The sequence below is a fragment of the Pseudoalteromonas sp. XMcav2-N genome, from assembly GCF_024124545.1.
In the GTDB taxonomy this organism is placed as follows: domain Bacteria; phylum Pseudomonadota; class Gammaproteobacteria; order Enterobacterales; family Alteromonadaceae; genus Pseudoalteromonas.
The window spans coordinates 66,769-83,655 of record NZ_JAMXSF010000003.1 but is presented as its reverse complement, the minus strand read 5'-3'; the positions used below and the strand labels follow the sequence as shown (position 1 = coordinate 83,655).

13 protein-coding genes are annotated in these 16,887 nt (G+C 48.8%); 8 read left to right on the top strand and 5 right to left on the bottom strand.

All coding sequences use genetic code 11. From position 1 onward, the window contains the following. Positions 1–8 precede the first annotated feature (8 nt). The 5 genes from crcB to lrp form a co-directional block, all read right to left on the bottom strand. Positions 9–395, bottom strand: a complete 387-nt coding sequence (crcB, locus tag NH568_RS04995) for a fluoride efflux transporter CrcB (RefSeq protein ID WP_253045076.1) — start codon at positions 393–395, stop codon at positions 9–11. Further along, complete coding sequence (locus tag NH568_RS04990) at positions 395–1,747, bottom strand: replication-associated recombination protein A (protein WP_253045073.1); 1,353 nt, start codon at positions 1,745–1,747, stop codon at positions 395–397. Before NH568_RS04990 ends, crcB begins: the two co-directional genes overlap by 1 nt. Further along, positions 1,740–2,393: an outer membrane lipoprotein chaperone LolA gene (gene lolA / locus NH568_RS04985; protein ID WP_253045070.1), complete on the bottom strand. Its 654-nt coding sequence runs from the start codon at positions 2,391–2,393 to the stop codon at positions 1,740–1,742. Before lolA ends, NH568_RS04990 begins: the two co-directional genes overlap by 8 nt. After that, positions 2,393–5,029, bottom strand: a complete 2,637-nt coding sequence (locus NH568_RS04980; RefSeq protein WP_253045068.1) for a DNA translocase FtsK — start codon at positions 5,027–5,029, stop codon at positions 2,393–2,395. The genes lolA and NH568_RS04980 overlap by 1 nt, the downstream gene beginning before the upstream one ends. A 68-nt stretch (positions 5,030–5,097) precedes the next feature. Further along, positions 5,098–5,577 carry a leucine-responsive transcriptional regulator Lrp gene (lrp, locus tag NH568_RS04975; protein WP_046004417.1) on the bottom strand — a complete coding sequence of 160 codons (480 nt, stop codon included), beginning with the start codon at positions 5,575–5,577 and terminating at the stop codon, positions 5,098–5,100. 139 nt (positions 5,578–5,716) lie between these two features. Between lrp and ald the strand changes: the two genes are divergently transcribed. The 8 genes from ald (at position 5,717) to NH568_RS04935 (ending at position 16,877) form a co-directional block, all read left to right on the top strand. Beyond that, the gene (gene ald, locus NH568_RS04970) at positions 5,717–6,838 is read left to right on the top strand and encodes an alanine dehydrogenase (protein ID WP_253045067.1); all 1,122 of its coding nucleotides are present in this window, start codon (positions 5,717–5,719) and stop codon (positions 6,836–6,838) included. Between the two features lie 136 nt (positions 6,839–6,974). Then, the gene (locus NH568_RS04965) at positions 6,975–7,802 is read left to right on the top strand and encodes an HDOD domain-containing protein (RefSeq protein ID WP_253045066.1); all 828 of its coding nucleotides are present in this window, start codon (positions 6,975–6,977) and stop codon (positions 7,800–7,802) included. Between the two features lie 82 nt (positions 7,803–7,884). Then, positions 7,885–9,759, top strand: coding sequence for a methyl-accepting chemotaxis protein (locus NH568_RS04960; protein WP_253045065.1), 1,875 nt, complete (start codon positions 7,885–7,887; stop codon positions 9,757–9,759). 84 nt (positions 9,760–9,843) lie between these two features. Beyond that, positions 9,844–10,437, top strand: coding sequence for a PilZ domain-containing protein (locus tag NH568_RS04955; protein WP_253045064.1), 594 nt, complete (start codon positions 9,844–9,846; stop codon positions 10,435–10,437). Between the two features lie 54 nt (positions 10,438–10,491). After that, a complete protein-coding gene (locus NH568_RS04950; RefSeq protein ID WP_253045063.1) occupies positions 10,492–11,535 on the top strand; it encodes an agmatine deiminase family protein in 1,044 nt (347 codons plus the stop codon). A 6-nt stretch (positions 11,536–11,541) separates the two neighbouring features. After that, positions 11,542–12,432 carry a carbon-nitrogen hydrolase gene (locus NH568_RS04945; protein WP_253045062.1) on the top strand — a complete coding sequence of 297 codons (891 nt, stop codon included), beginning with the start codon at positions 11,542–11,544 and terminating at the stop codon, positions 12,430–12,432. Positions 12,433–12,561: 129 nt separating this feature from the next. After that, complete coding sequence (mfd, locus tag NH568_RS04940; RefSeq protein WP_253045061.1) at positions 12,562–16,035, top strand: transcription-repair coupling factor; 3,474 nt, start codon at positions 12,562–12,564, stop codon at positions 16,033–16,035. Beyond that, the gene (locus NH568_RS04935; RefSeq protein ID WP_253045060.1) at positions 16,032–16,877 is read left to right on the top strand and encodes a CsiV family protein; all 846 of its coding nucleotides are present in this window, start codon (positions 16,032–16,034) and stop codon (positions 16,875–16,877) included. Before mfd ends, NH568_RS04935 begins: the two co-directional genes overlap by 4 nt. Positions 16,878–16,887 lie beyond the last annotated feature (10 nt).

Here is a 16,887-nt window from a genome sequence, read left to right as displayed (position 1 = left end):
TTGTTCTTTTAACCTTTTTGCATGACTAAGCACAGGCCTATCCAGGCCATGAAAATACACATCACGACATTCAACACTATATTCAGTACCATTTTCGCAATCTGGCCTTGCTGAAGTAACAGCAAAGAATCCATAGAAAAGGTAGAGAATGTCGTTAAAGCACCCAAGAAGCCAATGCCGACCAGACTTTTAGCCGGTGATACTTCAATGATCTGCTTATCAATTAGTCCGTAGAGAATGCCCATCAACAGTGAACCCAGAATATTAACGGTCAACGTGCCAAAAGGGAATCCCTTACCTAAGAGTTTTAAGGTGATATCACTAATAAAAAAGCGCAGACAGGCGCCAAAGGCACCGCCCGAGGCAATCATCAGGTAAGTTTTAAGTAAATCCATCAGAGGTTATCTTCATCTTTATAGCGCTGCTGTGGACTTTGCTGGTTTTGGGCACGCAAAAAACGGAGTTTTTCCGAAATTTGTTTCTCAAGCCCTCTGTCACTTGGGTCATAGTATCGACGTTGCTGAATCTCCCTGGGGAAATAGCATTCACCCGCAGCAAATGCACCGGGTTCGTTGTGCGCATAGCGATACTCTTCTCCATAGCCAAGCTCCTTCATAAGCTTGGTGGGTGCATTACGTAAATGCTCAGGTACAGGGTAATCCGGGTCACTCGCTGCATCTTGTTGCGCCTGATTAAATGCCATATAAACTGCATTGCTTTTTGCAGCACTGGCCAGATAAATCGTTGCCTGCGCAATGGCTCGCTCGCCTTCGCTGGGCCCCACTCTGTGATAAATATCCCAGGCGTTGAGCGCCACCTGCATGGCACGAGGGTCGGCATTGCCAATATCTTCAGTGGCAATAGCCAGCAATCTCCTTGCAACGTACAAAGGATCTCCTCCTCCAGCCAGAATCCGACAATACCAATAAAGCGCAGCATCCGGATCACTACCGCGCACTGATTTATGAAACGCAGAGATCAAGTCATAATAGATGTCGCCGCCCTTGTCGTATTTTGCCAGGTGCGAGGGCAAAACCTGCCTTAGCACAGCTTCATCAATCACTATTTGCCTCTCACCATTGGCACCCAGATCAGTGGCCTGTTCGAGCAGGTTTAATGCTTTTCTGGCGTCACCGTCTGCGGCGTGTGACAATGCGTCTATCACCGTATCCTCCAGGGTGATTTGCTGGCGGCTGAGCTCTTTATCCTGAGACAGTGCTTGGCGTAATACCACGCCAAGCTCATCCAGGCTCAATGGTTTAAGGGTATAAACTCTAGCCCGTGATAAAATCGCATTATTCAGTGCGAATGATGGATTCTCTGTGGTCGCACCGATAAAGATAAAGGTACCGTCTTCAATGTGCGGCAAGAATGCATCTTGTTGCGACTTGTTGAAGCGATGCACCTCGTCGACAAAGAGTATCGTGCGCATCCCGCCCTGAGCCAGGCGGTTTTTAGCTTCAAGGACTTGCTCACGAATTTCTTTCACGCCGGCAGTCACCGCAGATAACTTACATAGTTGTGCCTTGGCGTGGTGGGCGATGATTTCAGCGAGCGTGGTTTTGCCCACACCGGGTGGTCCCCATAAGATCAGGCTGTGACACCGCCCCTGAGAAATCGCTCTGCGCAGCGGGCTGTCAGGCGCAAGAATGTGGCTTTGACCAATATAACCATTCAGGTCCGTTGGGCGCATTCGCGCCGCCAAAGGCCGCACGTCTGGCGCAAAATCAAATCCCAGATTAGTCACTTTGAGTCTGGTCGTCGACGACCACCCCTTCTGGGATCACAAACTTAAACTGCCCGGCATCTATTGGTACATTAATTTGCGCACCACTGAACTTAAAGCTAGAGATCTGGCCAGATGAATCTGTCACGTTAAGTTGGCCTATCTTAAGACTGTTGTCTGCAAACAAAACATCCAGACGCTCCACCTGGGCACCCGTTTGAACGGGCTCGATGCGATACCCGCCTGAAATCTCCGACACACTGTATTTTTGCCACTGTTTAGGGTCTTGTGTTGTTAGCAACACAAAAGGCGTGGTATCAATCAGGCCAAGCGTATTGAGTATGGTGGCCTGCTCTGCAAAGCTGTCGAAATAGACTGTTCTTAACCCATCAGAGACCAGCAGCGTTTCATCAGGTTCATCCTGCTGCCAACGTATTTTTGCTGGATATTGCAAGGCGATTTCACCTTTACCTGACTGGATCAGGTGACCATCCTGATCGATAACGCTTTGCTCAAACTTGGCCCGGAAGCTCTCAAGTGCCTTTAGCTTTTGTTTTAACGACTGCGCCGCAACGCTGACGGTCTGGGCGTCGCTCGTTTGTGCTGCACTTGCAACAGGGATGACCCCAATAACACTCAGGGCCAGAATAAGTGGTTTTAACTTCATTAATTCGCTCCACCTTTAGGTACCAGAACTTCTCTGGCACCATTGTGTCCTGGCGCACTAACGACGCCGGACATTTCCATTTGTTCGACCAGACGAGCTGCACGGTTGTAGCCTACACGTAACTTACGTTGAACACTCGAGACTGATACCTTGCCTGTTTCAATCACAAATCCCACCGCTTCGTCGTATAGCGGATCCGATTCTTCATCTTCACCTTCGCTTGTCTCGCCTGGCAGTAAAATATCTTCTGTGGCCTCACCACACAAGATGTCTTCGATATAGTTAGGTTTACCACGTGCTTTCCAGTCGCTCACAACCGCATGCACTTCATGGTCGTCTACAAACGCGCCATGTACGCGGATTGGTACACTGGTACCAGGTGGCAGATACAACATATCACCCATACCCAGCAGGTTTTCGGCGCCTTGCTGATCCAAAATTGTACGTGAGTCTATTTTACTCGATACCTGGAATGCCATCCGTGTTGGGATATTGGCTTTGATCAAACCCGTGATCACATCGACAGAAGGTCGCTGGGTTGCCAGTACCAGATGGATACCCGCTGCACGAGCTTTTTGAGCGATCCGGGCTATTAACTCTTCCACCTTTTTGCCCACAATCATCATCATGTCAGCAAATTCGTCAATCACCACCACAATACTCGGCAGCTTATCGAGTTCCTGAGGCTCATCCGCCATGCCATCGGTATCTTTAAACAGCGGATCCATAATGGGGTGCCCGGCGTCTTTGGCATCCAATATTTTTTGGTTATAGCCTTTGAGATTACGCACTCCCAGTGCCGACATCAGCTTATAACGACGTTCCATTTCACCCACACACCAGCGCAACGCATTGGCAGCTTCTTTCATGTCGGTGACTACCTCACATAACAGGTGGGGAATGCCTTCATACACCGACAATTCGAGCATTTTCGGGTCAATCATAATCATGCGCACATCTTCTGGTGGCGATTTGTATAGCAAGCTTAATATCATGACATTAACGCCCACTGACTTACCTGAACCGGTTGTACCTGCCACCAGCAAGTGCGGCATTTTGGCCAAGTCGGCCACCACAGGCTGACCTGCAATGTCTTTACCCAGTACCATAGTCAGTGGCGAGGGATTTTGCTCAAATTTAGGCGCGTTTATAACCTCAGAAAGACGCACTATTTCACGGTTTTTATTAGGTAGCTCCAAGCCCACATAAGTCTTACCCGGGATCACTTCGACGACTCGAACGCTAACCGCAGACAACGAACGTGCCAAATCTTTTGCCAGACCCGTAATTTTCGCTACTTTTATCCCGGGTGCCAGATCCAGCTCAAAACGAGTAACAACAGGGCCAGGATAAACCCCCATGACCTTGGCCTGAATATTGAAATCCAGTAACTTTGCTTCTACAAGACGAGATACGGCTTCCAATTCCTCTTCGGATATCGGGTTCTTCGCCTTATCGGGTCTGTCCAGCAGGTCAAGCGAGGGCAACGGATCTTTCGGCGGCTCAGCTTCCAATAAAGCCTCAAACTGCTCTTTAGCGCTTGGTGGCGGCTGATAACCAGAAGTCGGTTTTTCCTTGGGCTTCAATGGTCTGGCTGGCGAAACGACCTTGGTCTCTACAGGCGCAGGCGTGTCGTCTAGCGCATTAAGTGCAGCGACCGTATCAAATGCTTCGTCGTCAACTGCTGAAAAATTAATTTCCTGCTCAAGAATATCATCGAGTTCATCAAATACACTTGGTGCTACAGCGATGTCGTCACCAGAGCGTTTATCTGTTTCCGGCACCCTGTCCGGAACTGGCTCTGTGACTGGCTCGGCTTTGGGGCCAAACAATCTGTCTTTAAGCTTCTTCGGTTTAGTTTCTTCTGATTCTGGCTGCTCTGCTTCGGTTGACGTATCCAACTCATTTTCTGCAGATACATCAACATTGAGTTCACTATCAGGCCCGGACTCTCTATCCATGTTGTTTATCAGGGCAGGTTCAGGCCTCGGCGCCTCACTATCTAAATTTACATTGTCTGGTGTAGGTGTTGTAACAGGCATGTGTTCTGCACGATGTTTAATCTTTGCAAAACACCACTTACAAAAAGCCACTACCTTTTCGCCAATGTAGTCAACGCACTCAACCCAGGAGACACCCGTGAGTAAGGTTAAACCGGCAAAGAAAAAACACAGTAATAAGATGGTGGTACCGGTAAAGTTGAACGCAGGCATCATGGCACTGGCGACCACGTCCCCCACTACCCCACCGGAAGAAAAATTATAAATATCATCAAAGTTAATACTGCAGATAGCGCTGGCAGAGGTGATAAACAAGGTACCGCCAATGAGCCTTAACCCCAACGTGGTGTAATCGAGCTGCAGTAATTTGTGTGGTTTTTTAAACAACAAGTAGCCGAATAGCTGAATAAAAGCCGGCACCAGAAAGGCCAACCAACCAAAACTGAGCAGCAGAATATCGGCAACCCAGGCACCGGCAGCGCCAGTGATGTTATTGACCTTGATAAATTCGCCCGTTTGAGTCCAGGCGGGATCGGCCGGATCAAAGCTGAAGAGTGCGCACAGCGTAAAAATTGCCGCCGCCGTACTGATGATCAGGCCAGTCTCCAGCAGGCGCTGAATACCATTTAAGCGCATTGTGTAATACCTAAATACTGTTTAGTTAATTCTAACATGACTTTTTGCACACCTTAGCAAGAATTTCCTTAGGGTGCACAAGGTTTTATCACTTCGCCTTGCTCCCCTTTTACTTCTTCCATAACAACATAGGTACGGCTTTCGCTGATACTAGGCAGTTTCAATAGTATCTCACCCAGCACGCCACGATACTCAGACATATCCGTTACCCGGGTTTTTAACAGATAGTCGAAGTTACCGGATACCAGGTGACATTCAATAATCTCGTCATGCTGCTTTACCGCCTGATTGAACCGGTCGAATACGTCAGGCGAATTTTTATTGACTGTGACTTCGACAAAGACCAACAAACCCTGACCTAGTTTGACCGGGTCCACAACCGCCTTATAACCTTTTATATAACCTTCACGCTCAAGCTTTTTGACCCGCTCCAGGCAAGGTGTTGCACTTAGCCCAATCCTTCTGGCCAATTCTACATTAGAAATTCGTCCGTCTTTTTGCAGTTCAACTAAAATCTTTCTATCGGTTCTATCTAACTGAGTATGCATGATCAGTTTTTTATCCTGAATATTTACTTAATGCAGTGTTAATGACTATCAAGTATACCAAAAAAGGTAGGACATACTAGCAAACCATATCTATAATGGTCGAAAATTTTTACCCCGTTCTTAATTGAGGCGAATTGTTATGATTATTGGTGTACCTAAAGAAATAAAAAACCACGAGTACCGTGTTGGTATGGTTCCAGCAAGTGTTCGTGAACTGATTAATCACGGCCACCAGGTAATAGTAGAAACAAATGCTGGTATCGGTATCGGTTTCACTGACGAAGACTACATTCAGGTAGGCGCTAAGATCCGTGATACGGCAGCGCAGGTATTTGAAGAAGCAGACATGATCGTGAAAGTAAAAGAGCCTCAGGCTGTTGAGCGCGCGATGCTTCGTGAAGATCAAATCCTGTTCACTTACCTGCACCTGGCACCTGATCTGCCTCAGACAGAAGACCTGGTTAAGAGCGGCGCAATCTGTATTGCATACGAAACAGTGACTGACGCACGTGGCGGCTTGCCTCTGCTTGCACCTATGTCAGAAGTAGCTGGCCGTATGTCTATTCAGGCTGGTGCTCAGGCGCTTGAAAAGTCTCGCGAAGGTCGTGGCATGCTGCTAGGCGGCGTACCAGGCGTAGAGCCTGCTAAAGTGGTTGTTATCGGTGGTGGTATGGTTGGCCGTAACGCAGCTCAAATGGCGGTTGGTCTGGGTGCTGACGTTACTATTCTTGACCGTAACATCGACGTACTTCGCAGCCTGAACGCTCAGTTCGGCAGCCAGGCAAAAGTGATCTACTCAACTGCTGATGCACTTGAGAAGCACGTACTGGAAGCAGACCTGGTTATCGGTGGTGTACTTATCCCGGGTGCCGCTGCACCTAAGCTGGTTACTGCGGATCACATCAAAGCAATGAAGCCAGGTGCTGCCATTGTTGACGTTGCTATCGACCAGGGTGGTTGTATTGCTACTTCTAAAGCAACTACGCACGCAGAGCCTACTTACATTGTTGACGACGTTGTTCACTACTGTGTTGCTAACATGCCAGGTGCTGTGCCACGTACTTCTACATTCGCACTGAACAATGCGACTCTGCCTTACATCATCAAGCTTGCAAACCTGGGTTATAAAGAAGCCTTGCTTGCTGATCAGCATTTCCTGAATGGTCTGAATGTAATGAAAGGTCAGATCACGTGTAAAGAAGTGGCTGAGGGTTTCAACATGGAATATGTTGACGCACGTTCGGCGCTAGCTAACGTATAATCGATACGCATAGCGTTTCAAAAGCCTCGCCGAAGCGGGGCTTTTTGCTTTTAGCCCCCTCGCGAAACAGAGAGTTGCCTGCACCACAGATTATTGACTATCTTTTTATAATAGTCAGTCGTACAGGTAGTGTTGCATGGCCATTTCCCTTACACAGCAAGAAAAACTCATTTTAAAAACGGTCAGTATTCCTCCGCGCCCTCAGGCACTGTTGCAGTTTTCAGAAGAAGCTAAACTTCCCGAGCCCAACATCACCAAAATTTCTGAAATTTTACAAGGCGATGTGGCGATCAGTGCGGCCATTTTGCAAGTAGTGAACTCTGCTGCCTTTCGGCGCTCACGCGAAATCGACTCCATCGAACAGGCCGTTATGATGCTGGGTCTGAAACGGCTTGTTCCCCTGGTTAAAGCCGTCGCTTTAAAATCATCCGTAGACTTGCCACCAGCGCTCAGTGATTTCTGGGAAACCCAGTCAGAAATAGGACAGCATGCTTCATTAATCTGCAACCGACTAAACCGCGCTGCACTGGCCAATCATGCCTACATGCTCGGTTTGTTTCACGGTGTTGGCATTCCGATTTTATGTCAGCACTTTGATGACTATCAGAGTGTATTAGACAAAGCGCAAACCGATGGCTGGACCGAAGCAAGTCAGTTTGAATTCGAACAATATCATACCAGCCATGGTACCATAGGTGCGTTACTGGCGCAGCAATGGCGACTGCCAAAGATAGTCATTAATGTGATTTATTATCAACACGATGTCGATGGCATTCTCACTTCGGGAGAGCTGGATAGTCTTGGCAACGACTTGCTGTCTATTTTAAAGGTTGCGCGTCACAAAACGTATTTGTCTACCAACCCCGTAAGCGAACAAAACCCTGAGTGGCAAGTGATCAAAGATGATGTGATGGATTATCTGGAAATATCCGATGAAGAGCTGGATGAACTCTGGGGTGAATAAACTCACAAGGTGATTTAAATACCTAAATAATTGAAAGTTTCCGTCAATGATTTACCTTTATAGAGGGAAGCAGTTAGGAGATATGCCTGTGAAGTTCAAATTTAAGGTAATTGCCGTTTCAGCCTCAGTGCTCTTTCTGGCCTTGTTACTACTATCACTCAAACAGTATTTTTTGCTGAAAGATAATTTACAACAACAAGTCAATGATAGTGTGGGAGAAATCATTCAGGGGATCAGCAATACGGTGACCTCGCAAATGCAGGGTGCCATTGATTTGGCAGTTCTGACCACCGGCCTGGTAGAGCAAAGCGACACGCTGCAAGATGCTCTGCCACTGATTTCACAGCCAAAGCTGAAAGAGACCTTTTTACTGATAGGCTATGGCGAAGACGCAACCGGCAACTATGTAGCCAGTGATCCGGGTTGGGATCCAGGCCCTACCTGGGATCCGCGGGTACGACCCTGGTTCGCCGGCGCAAAACAAGCAAACCAGCTGATAGTCACAGCCCCATACGCCGATTCGGTCACCAAAGAAATTGTGGTGTCCGTGGGTACGCCTGTGAAAAAAGGGGGCCGTTTCCATGGCGCTATCTTTTTTGACGTCAGTCTGGCCAAGCTCGGTAACATGATCAATTCTTTCGCATTATTCGACTCAGGCTTTGCCTTTATGGTCAGTAAAGATGGCACTATTATCTCTCACCCCAATACAGAGCTTAATGGCCAACAAGCTAGCGAGTTTTTGGGCCGTACTCAGGTATCACAAATAGTGCAGGAAGTTGAAATGAACAACCGCACCTATCTGGTCACCTTTAAAGATGTGGAAGGGCTGGACTGGTACGTTGGTGTGGCACTTGAGAAAGACAAAGTATTTAGTGCAGTTGATACCATGGCACAAGACGCCACTTTATTCTCAATTATCGCCGTAATAGCCGCTGTAGTCGTACTTTCTTTGGTCATAAACTTGCTACTAAAACCGCTTGAAGACATCAATGTCGCCATGGCGAATATTGCGCAAGGTCACGCAGACCTGACTGTGCGTTTAGAGGCTTCTAATGAGCCTGAATTCGCCTCACTGGCAGAGAATTTCAATCGCTTTACCTCTCGTCTGCAAAATCTGATTGCGGATATACAACAACTTGGTCACGAAGTACTAGAAGATGCCCGCCAGACTTCAACAGGTGCAAACCAGGCAACCATGGCTATCGAAGAGCAGCTTAATGCACTTAATACCCTGGCCACCGCAACAGGTAATATGTCAAGTACGGAACAGCAAGTAGCGGATACCGCTCAACAGGCTGCAGATGCCATACAGAACACCGACAACCTTGCCAGTAACGGCGAAACCATAGTTGCTGAGTCCACTGATGCAATCACCGAGCTGTCGGTGCAAATTAAACGTGCGGTTGACGTTGTGGCAGAGCTGGAAGTCTCTTCGTCTGGCATAGAGCAGATCTTATCCGTCATCAATGGCATTGCTGAACAAACCAACCTGCTGGCACTCAACGCTGCCATTGAGGCAGCGCGTGCTGGCGAGTCGGGTCGTGGCTTTGCTGTTGTGGCAGATGAGGTCAGAACCCTGGCACAGCGTACTCAGGAAGCCACCACAGAAATAAAAGCCATGATTGACCAATTGCAAAGCGGCGCACAAAGCGCAGTTGGAGTGATGAACCAGAGTCAGACCATAGTAGAGAAGTCGGTCAGCAAAGCCAACGATACCCGAGACGCGCTGGAGTCTATCCGTCAGTCTATCGCCAGTATTGTGGATTTAAACGTCAGTATTGCGGATATGATCAGTGAACAAAAACATGTGGTAGAGGAAGTGAATAATAACGCCTCGCAAATTCGCAACTTGTCAGACACTGTCTTTGACGAAGCCAAAGCCGTTGATCACACCATGCAGTCTCAGGTAGAGAAAATTGCCAAGCAGGAAAATATGTTAGAACAATTCAGGGTCTAATTCTGAAACAGCATAATACTAGCGAGTACGGTTAAAACTCGCTAGTATATGGATATAAAGACAGTATCAATATCATTTCGGCATATGCATAGTGACCTAAAAGAGACTTTCGAGCAATATTTTCAGATTGCCGAATCAAACCAAATCAATTTGTACCCGGTAGATGCCAACATGGTACCAAAGAGCCAGGCACAGCTTGAAGCTGCCATTCCTCCTTTGTTCAGGCTGGCAAATGAAATCAATGAGCTAGATTTAAATGCGCTAAGGCCATTGCGTAACCTTGGCGATGTGGCCAGTGATCTCGCCGCCTATCTACAGGCCCAGTCACGAAAAATCGATTTGATCATGAGCCATATCCTGGCCACGGAACAACCTGAAGATGAATTGCTGAGATGCGATAGTTACGGCGGCGGTGGTATTACTGCAACGCTTGAACAGGACTATGATGTTGGCCAGGACTTCAGGACCAAGGTATTCCTGCAACACGAAGCCAGCGCTATCTTTTGTTATGCGCAGGTCATAGACAAAGAAGCTGTGGACTCGGGCTTTCGCTATACCCTGGCTTTTACCCAGATCCGCGATAATGATCAAGAGCTACTGGTCCGTGCCAGTTTACATGCTCAAACCCGGCAGCTAAAAAAACGTCAGTCGCCTGACGAAAACGAACAAAATAGCTGACAGCCAAGCTGTCAGTGCTAAACTAGTCGTCTACTATTTTTGATTGATAACACCATGAGTTTTACACTTTTACCCGAGTGGGCTCCGCAAGATGCGGTGATGCTCACCTGGCCACATCAGGATACCGACTGGGCAGATATTTTACCCCAGGTTGAACCCGTTTATATCGCTTTGTGTCAGCAGATCTCTCAAGTTGAGAAAGTGGTTATTGTGGCACACAGTACTGAGCTAAAAGCACACATTAACCGTAAACTTATCGCCGCAGACGTCGATATAACGCAAATTGTGTTTGTTGATGCGCCCTGCAACGATACCTGGGCCCGCGATCATGGTCCGCTTACTGCGCGTGACGCATCGGGTCAGTTGTCTGTAAAAGACTTCACCTTCAATGGCTGGGGCAATAAGTTTGCCGCCGAGCTCGATAATCAGATTAACGCGCAACTTCAGGCTCAAATCATCGACCCTGCAAATCACTATGAGCGCATCGAGCTGGTACTAGAAGGCGGTGGTATTGAAATTGACGAAGCAGGTACTCTGTTAACCACCACAGAGTGTTTGCTCAATCCAAACCGTAATCCGCATCTGAGCAGAACCGAGCTAGAGCAGGAGTTAAGTAAAACACTGGGCGCAAGACAGTTTCTATGGGTCGACCACGGTTATTTGGCAGGTGATGATACAGACAGCCATATAGATACACTAGTGCGCTTTGCACCCAATGATACTCTGGTGTATGTTCGTTGTGATGACCCGCAAGACGAGCATTTTGCTGCTCTGAGCGCCATGGAATCGCAGCTTAAGTCGTTCCGCACACCACAAGGGAAACCTTATAATCTGGTTGCCCTGCCCTGGCCCAAAGCGGTCTTTAACGATGAAGGCGACCGAATACCTGCCACCTATGCAAATTATCTGATCATCAATGACACCGTTTTAATGCCGCTATACGGTGATAACAACGACGCGCAAGCGCTGACCCAATTACAAAGCGCTCACCCTGAGCGCACCGTGATTGGCATTGACTGTCTACCTATTATTCATCAGTTTGGCAGCCTGCACTGCATTACAATGCAGCTACCCGCCGGATTTTTAAAACAGGACTAAATTTTAATGAGCAACAACACGTTAAAAGTCGCACTGGTTCAGCACAGCAATAGTGATGATTTACAAAACAACCTGGATAAATCCATTGCCGGGATCCGCGATGCGGCGGCCCAGGGGGCTAAACTCGTGGTATTGCAGGAGCTGCATCGCAGCTTGTATTTTTGCCAGACCGAAGACACCGATTTGTTTGATCTGGCAGAAACCATTCCAGGCCCAAGCACAGCGCTATTTTGCCAGCTTGCCAAAGAGCTGAACCTGGTGATCGTAGCGTCGCTTTTTGAAAAGCGCGCAACCGGCTTGTATCACAATACCGCAGTAGTGTTTGAAGCCGACGGCAGCATTGCAGGTAAATATCGTAAAATGCACATTCCTGACGATCCGGGTTTTTATGAAAAGTTCTACTTTACACCAGGCGATATGGGCTTTACCCCAATTCAAACGTCAGTCGGTAAGCTGGGTGTACTGGTATGCTGGGATCAATGGTTCCCCGAAGGCGCACGCTTAATGGCGATGGCCGGTGCTGACATGTTGATCTACCCCACCGCCATTGGCTGGGATCCGCGCGATGATAAAGACGAGCAAATTCGTCAACGCGATGCCTGGATGATCGCTCAGCGCGCCCACGCCGTATCTAACGGCCTGCCAGTGTTGAGTGTCAACCGTGTCGGTCATGAAACCGACCCCAGCGCCCAAAGCGAAGGGATCGAGTTCTGGGGTAACTCCTTTGTCGCCGGACCTCAGGGTGAACTGCTGGCACACGCCAGTGAGACTGAAGAGCAACTATTAGTCGTTGAGCTGGACCAGAGTCGTAGTGAATCGGTACGACGCATCTGGCCTTACCTGAGAGATCGTCGCATCGACCATTATCAGGATCTTTGCAAAATCTACCGGGATTAATGCATCCTTCTTACGGCCTGAGCACATTATCAGGCCGTTGTTTTATCATCGCGAAAGCGAATCGATCAAAACTACGTGTAATTAGAACTACGTGCAATAAAAACAACATGCAGTAACAGGAGTATATGAATGGCAACAGCGCAGTGGAACCAACTTCCCTGGGTCAAATCACAAAAGGATAAAATCCATTGGGGCCAGCTGGTCGGTAGCAGTATGTCCATTGCCATCAGTGAAGGCGTCAGACAACATGATGCATTAGTCGTGGTCGTAACCCCTGACACACCAAGCGCGCTGCGACTTGAAACTGAGCTGGGTTACTTGCTGGGCGAAGACAAAGTCCATGTGTTTCCGGACTGGGAAACCTTACCTTACGATCACTTTTCGCCGCACCAGGACATAATCTCACAGCGTCTTGCCAGCCTGAACTCTTTACGCCATCAACATCAGGGCGTATTACTGCTGCCCGTGTCGACCTTAATGTTGCGCACCGCACCGCCAGAGTTTATTTACGGCAACGCCCTGCAATTTAAAGTCGGTGACTCGCTGGATGCACAAAAGCTGAAAGAAACATTGGCACAGGCCGGTTATCGAAATGTGCAACAGGTGATGGAGCATGGTGAATTTGCCGTGCGCGGTTCTATCATAGATTTGTTCCCCATGGGCAGTACCACGCCATTCAGGCTCGACTTTTTCGATGATGAGCTCGACAGTATTCGGCTGTTTGATATCGAAACCCAGCGCTCCAGCGAGCAAATCAAGTCAATCGACCTGTTACCTGCCCATGAATTCCCTACCAATGACGAAGACATAGAGCGTTTTCGGATTGCGTATCGTGAAACCTTTGGTGCGAGCAGCGAACAGGACTCCATTTACATGCAGGTTACCCGGGGCAACTGGCCGGCGGGTATCGAATACTATTTGCCGTTGTTTTATGAGCAAGTTGCCACGATTTTTGACTATCTGCCGGAACAAGCGGTGTTTATGCATCTGGGCGACATTGAGCAAGCCGCCTCAGAGTTCTGGCTGGATGTTAACAAACGCTATGAGAGCCGCCGGGTTGACCCACTACGCCCTCTGCTGGAGCCGGTGCGCCTGTATCAAAATGTCGAAACCCTGTTTGAAGGCTTTGCACGTTACCCCAGAATTCGCCTGAGTGAAGCGAGCTTAGGCACTAAGGCGGGCCATACTAACCTCGGTGCCAGTTTAGTGACCGATGTCCGTGTCGACCATAAACAGAGCGACCCATACAAGCCTCTGCTTGATTACATTACCACTCAGAAGAAGAACAAAGGCCGTGTGCTGTTCAGTGTTGAGTCGGATGGTCGTCGTGAATCCCTGATGACCTTGCTCAAGCCAAGTGGCCTGAAACTCAAAGAGTTCGACAGCTTTAGCGACTTTGTTGGTGCACGTAACGATGTGGGCCTGATCGTCAGTCCGCTGGAGCGTTCGGTGCTGCTTGATGGCACTAAAGCTCTGAGCATACTGACGGAACAAGAGCTGCTGGGTATTAAGGTGTCGCAGCGCCGCCGTCGCAAGCATAAATACGATCAGGGTCAGGATGCACTTATTCGCAACCTGGCCGAACTTAAAGAAGGCCAGCCAATTGTGCACCTGGATCATGGTGTTGGGCGTTACCTTGGCCTGCAAACCATTGACGCAGCGGGAGTGGCCACTGAATTTGTGACCATCGTCTATGCCAATGACGCTAAGTTATATGTGCCTGTATCGGCGCTGCACATGCTGAGCCGGTACTCCGGCGGTGAAGAAGCTTCAGCCCCGCTGCATAAGCTCGGCTCTGATGTATGGGAAAAAGCCAAGCGCCGCGCGGCCGAAAAGGTCCGTGACGTTGCTGCTGAGCTTTTGGACATTTACGCAAAGCGCCAGAGTAAGCCTGGACACTTATTCAAACTCGACGGCCAGGCTTATCGCGAATTCAGCGACACCTTCCCGTTTGAAGAAACCGACGACCAACGCAACGCCATTGATGCCGTACTGGGTGATATGCAAACCCCGCTGGCAATGGACCGGCTGGTATGTGGTGACGTTGGCTTTGGTAAAACCGAAGTGGCAATGCGCGCCGCATTTGTGGCCATTAACGACAACAAACAAGTGGCCGTGCTGGTACCCACCACCTTGCTGGCACAACAGCACTACGAGAACTTCCGTGACCGCTTTGCGTCTTTACCTATTGAGGTGGGCGTATTGTCTCGCTTTAACAGCACCAAAGAACAAAAAGACACTCTTGATAAGCTCGAAAATGGCCAACTCGATATTGTGATAGGTACGCACAAGCTGCTGCAACAGAGCATCAAGTATAAAGACTTAGGCCTGCTGATTGTCGACGAAGAGCACCGCTTTGGAGTAAGGCAAAAAGAGAAAATCAAACAGCTGCGTGCGGATGTAGATATACTCACGCTCACCGCAACGCCTATTCCCAGAACCCTGAATATGGCCATGAGTGGCATGCGCGACTTGTCTATCATTGCCACGCCACCAGCAAAACGCCTGGCAGTTAAAACCTTTGTGCAGGAGCGCAATGATGAGGTTATTCGCGAAGCGATTCTGCGGGAAATTAAACGCGGTGGTCAGGTGTACTTCCTGCACAACAATGTAGAGACCATAGATAAAACCGCGGCTGACGTTGCCGCATTGGTGCCCGAAGCCAGCATTGCCATTGCTCACGGCCAGATGCGTGAAAAAGAGCTTGAGCAACTGATGAGTGACTTTTATCACCAGAAACACAATGTGCTGGTGTGTACCACCATCATCGAAACCGGGATTGATATCCCGTCAGCCAACACCATCATCATGGACCGCGCAGACAAGCTGGGCCTGGCGCAGATGCACCAGTTACGTGGCCGGGTTGGTCGTAGCCACCATCAGGCCTATGCTTACCTGCTAACCCGTAACAGCCAGACGCTCACCAAAGATGCGGTGAAACGCCTGCAGGCCATTGAGTCGCTCGAAGATCTTGGCGCCGGCTTTGCTCTGGCCACCCATGACTTAGAGATCCGGGGCGCGGGTGAACTACTGGGTGATGAGCAAAGTGGTCAGATCCAGACGGTGGGCTTTACTCTGTATATGGAAATGCTGGAACAGGCCGTTCAGGCACTCAAAGAGGGCAAAGAGCCGACGCTTGAAAACCTGTTACAACAGCAAAGCGATGTGGACCTGAAGATCCCCGCCCTGCTGCCTGATGACTATATCCATGACGTCAATATGCGCCTGAGCATGTACAAGCGCATTGCCAGCGCCAATGATGAAGAGGCACTGGACGAGCTAAAGGTTGAGCTGATTGACCGCTTTGGCCTGTTGCCGGATGCCGCTAAAAACCTCTTTAGTATCCAACTTTTGAAATCAAAAGCGGCTAAACTGGGGATCACCAAAGTAGAAGCCAACCAAAAAGGCGGCTACTTTGAATTCAGTGCCAGTACCACGGTTAACCCGACATTCATCATTGCTCTGATACAAAGCAACCCTGCTGTGTACCGCATGGAAGGTGCCAGTAAGTTACGCTTTAATATCGAAGAGAAAAATGGTCAGGAACGCTTAAAACTGGTAAATGCAATGATAGACGACTTTCAGAAAAAGGCGGTGGCATGATAAGGACAGCCCTTTCACTGACGATACTAAGCACAGCGCTGCTGGCCTCAGCGCCGGCCAGTGCAAAACGCTGGTATGAAGTTGAGCTGATCGCCTTTGCCCAGCAAAAAAACGATCAGCTCAATGAGGACTTTACGATTGAAAACCCTGAGCTGGATTTAAACCGGACTCTGGACTTGCTGACAAAGGGCTATAACGGCGCAGGCCAGCAAGCTTGTCTGAATGGTGACAGCCGTTTTGACCCTCGCACGGTAACCAGTCGCTTTGTTCAGCAGGATACCTCCTGGCACTGCGCCGACGGCATAAATTATATGGAAAAATATCAGCAGCTGCCGTTGACGCCCTATGCCGAGCCACAGGAACATAAACAAAGCATCTACTTGTTAAGCGAAGAGCAACTTAAATTCGACAGCGTGCTCAATCAGCTAAAAAAGAAAGGACTTGAACCCATTCTGCACACCGGCTGGCGCTTTCCCGACCAAAGTAAAAAGCGCGCGCCGAACATACTCGTTTATGGCGGACAAAAGTTCGAGCAGCCCGCCAGCTATGTGGCTCGCTTAGATACGCCCGATAATGGCTTTATCAGCCTGCTGGGTGAGCCCAAAGAGCGTGCACTAAGAGAGCAAGACCCTGCGCTATGGCAACTACAGGGCTGGATGAAAATCCATATACGGCATTACTTATACGTCACCAGTAACTTTGACTATCATTATAAAAGTGATGAAGGCGACTTAGAAAGCGCCAGAATGTCTCAGTTTACCCGGGTATACAGCGGTGACATCCATTATTTAGATCATCCCAAAATGGGGATTATCTTCCAAATCAGAAAATACAGACACTGACGGAAACTAC

Coding starts and splice junctions, on each gene's coding strand:
- crcB (WP_253045076.1), bottom strand. CDS start 395: ATGGATTTACTTAAAACTTACCTGATGATTGCCTCGGGCGGTGCCTTT.
- lolA (WP_253045070.1), bottom strand. CDS start 2,393: ATGAAGTTAAAACCACTTATTCTGGCCCTGAGTGTTATTGGGGTCATC.
- NH568_RS04980 (WP_253045068.1), bottom strand. CDS start 5,029: ATGCGCTTAAATGGTATTCAGCGCCTGCTGGAGACTGGCCTGATCATC.
- lrp (WP_046004417.1), bottom strand. CDS start 5,577: ATGCATACTCAGTTAGATAGAACCGATAGAAAGATTTTAGTTGAACTG.
- ald (WP_253045067.1), top strand. CDS start 5,717: ATGATTATTGGTGTACCTAAAGAAATAAAAAACCACGAGTACCGTGTT.
- NH568_RS04965 (WP_253045066.1), top strand. CDS start 6,975: ATGGCCATTTCCCTTACACAGCAAGAAAAACTCATTTTAAAAACGGTC.
- NH568_RS04960 (WP_253045065.1), top strand. CDS start 7,885: ATGCCTGTGAAGTTCAAATTTAAGGTAATTGCCGTTTCAGCCTCAGTG.
- NH568_RS04955 (WP_253045064.1), top strand. CDS start 9,844: ATGCATAGTGACCTAAAAGAGACTTTCGAGCAATATTTTCAGATTGCC.
- NH568_RS04950 (WP_253045063.1), top strand. CDS start 10,492: ATGAGTTTTACACTTTTACCCGAGTGGGCTCCGCAAGATGCGGTGATG.
- NH568_RS04945 (WP_253045062.1), top strand. CDS start 11,542: ATGAGCAACAACACGTTAAAAGTCGCACTGGTTCAGCACAGCAATAGT.
- mfd (WP_253045061.1), top strand. CDS start 12,562: ATGGCAACAGCGCAGTGGAACCAACTTCCCTGGGTCAAATCACAAAAG.
- NH568_RS04935 (WP_253045060.1), top strand. CDS start 16,032: ATGATAAGGACAGCCCTTTCACTGACGATACTAAGCACAGCGCTGCTG.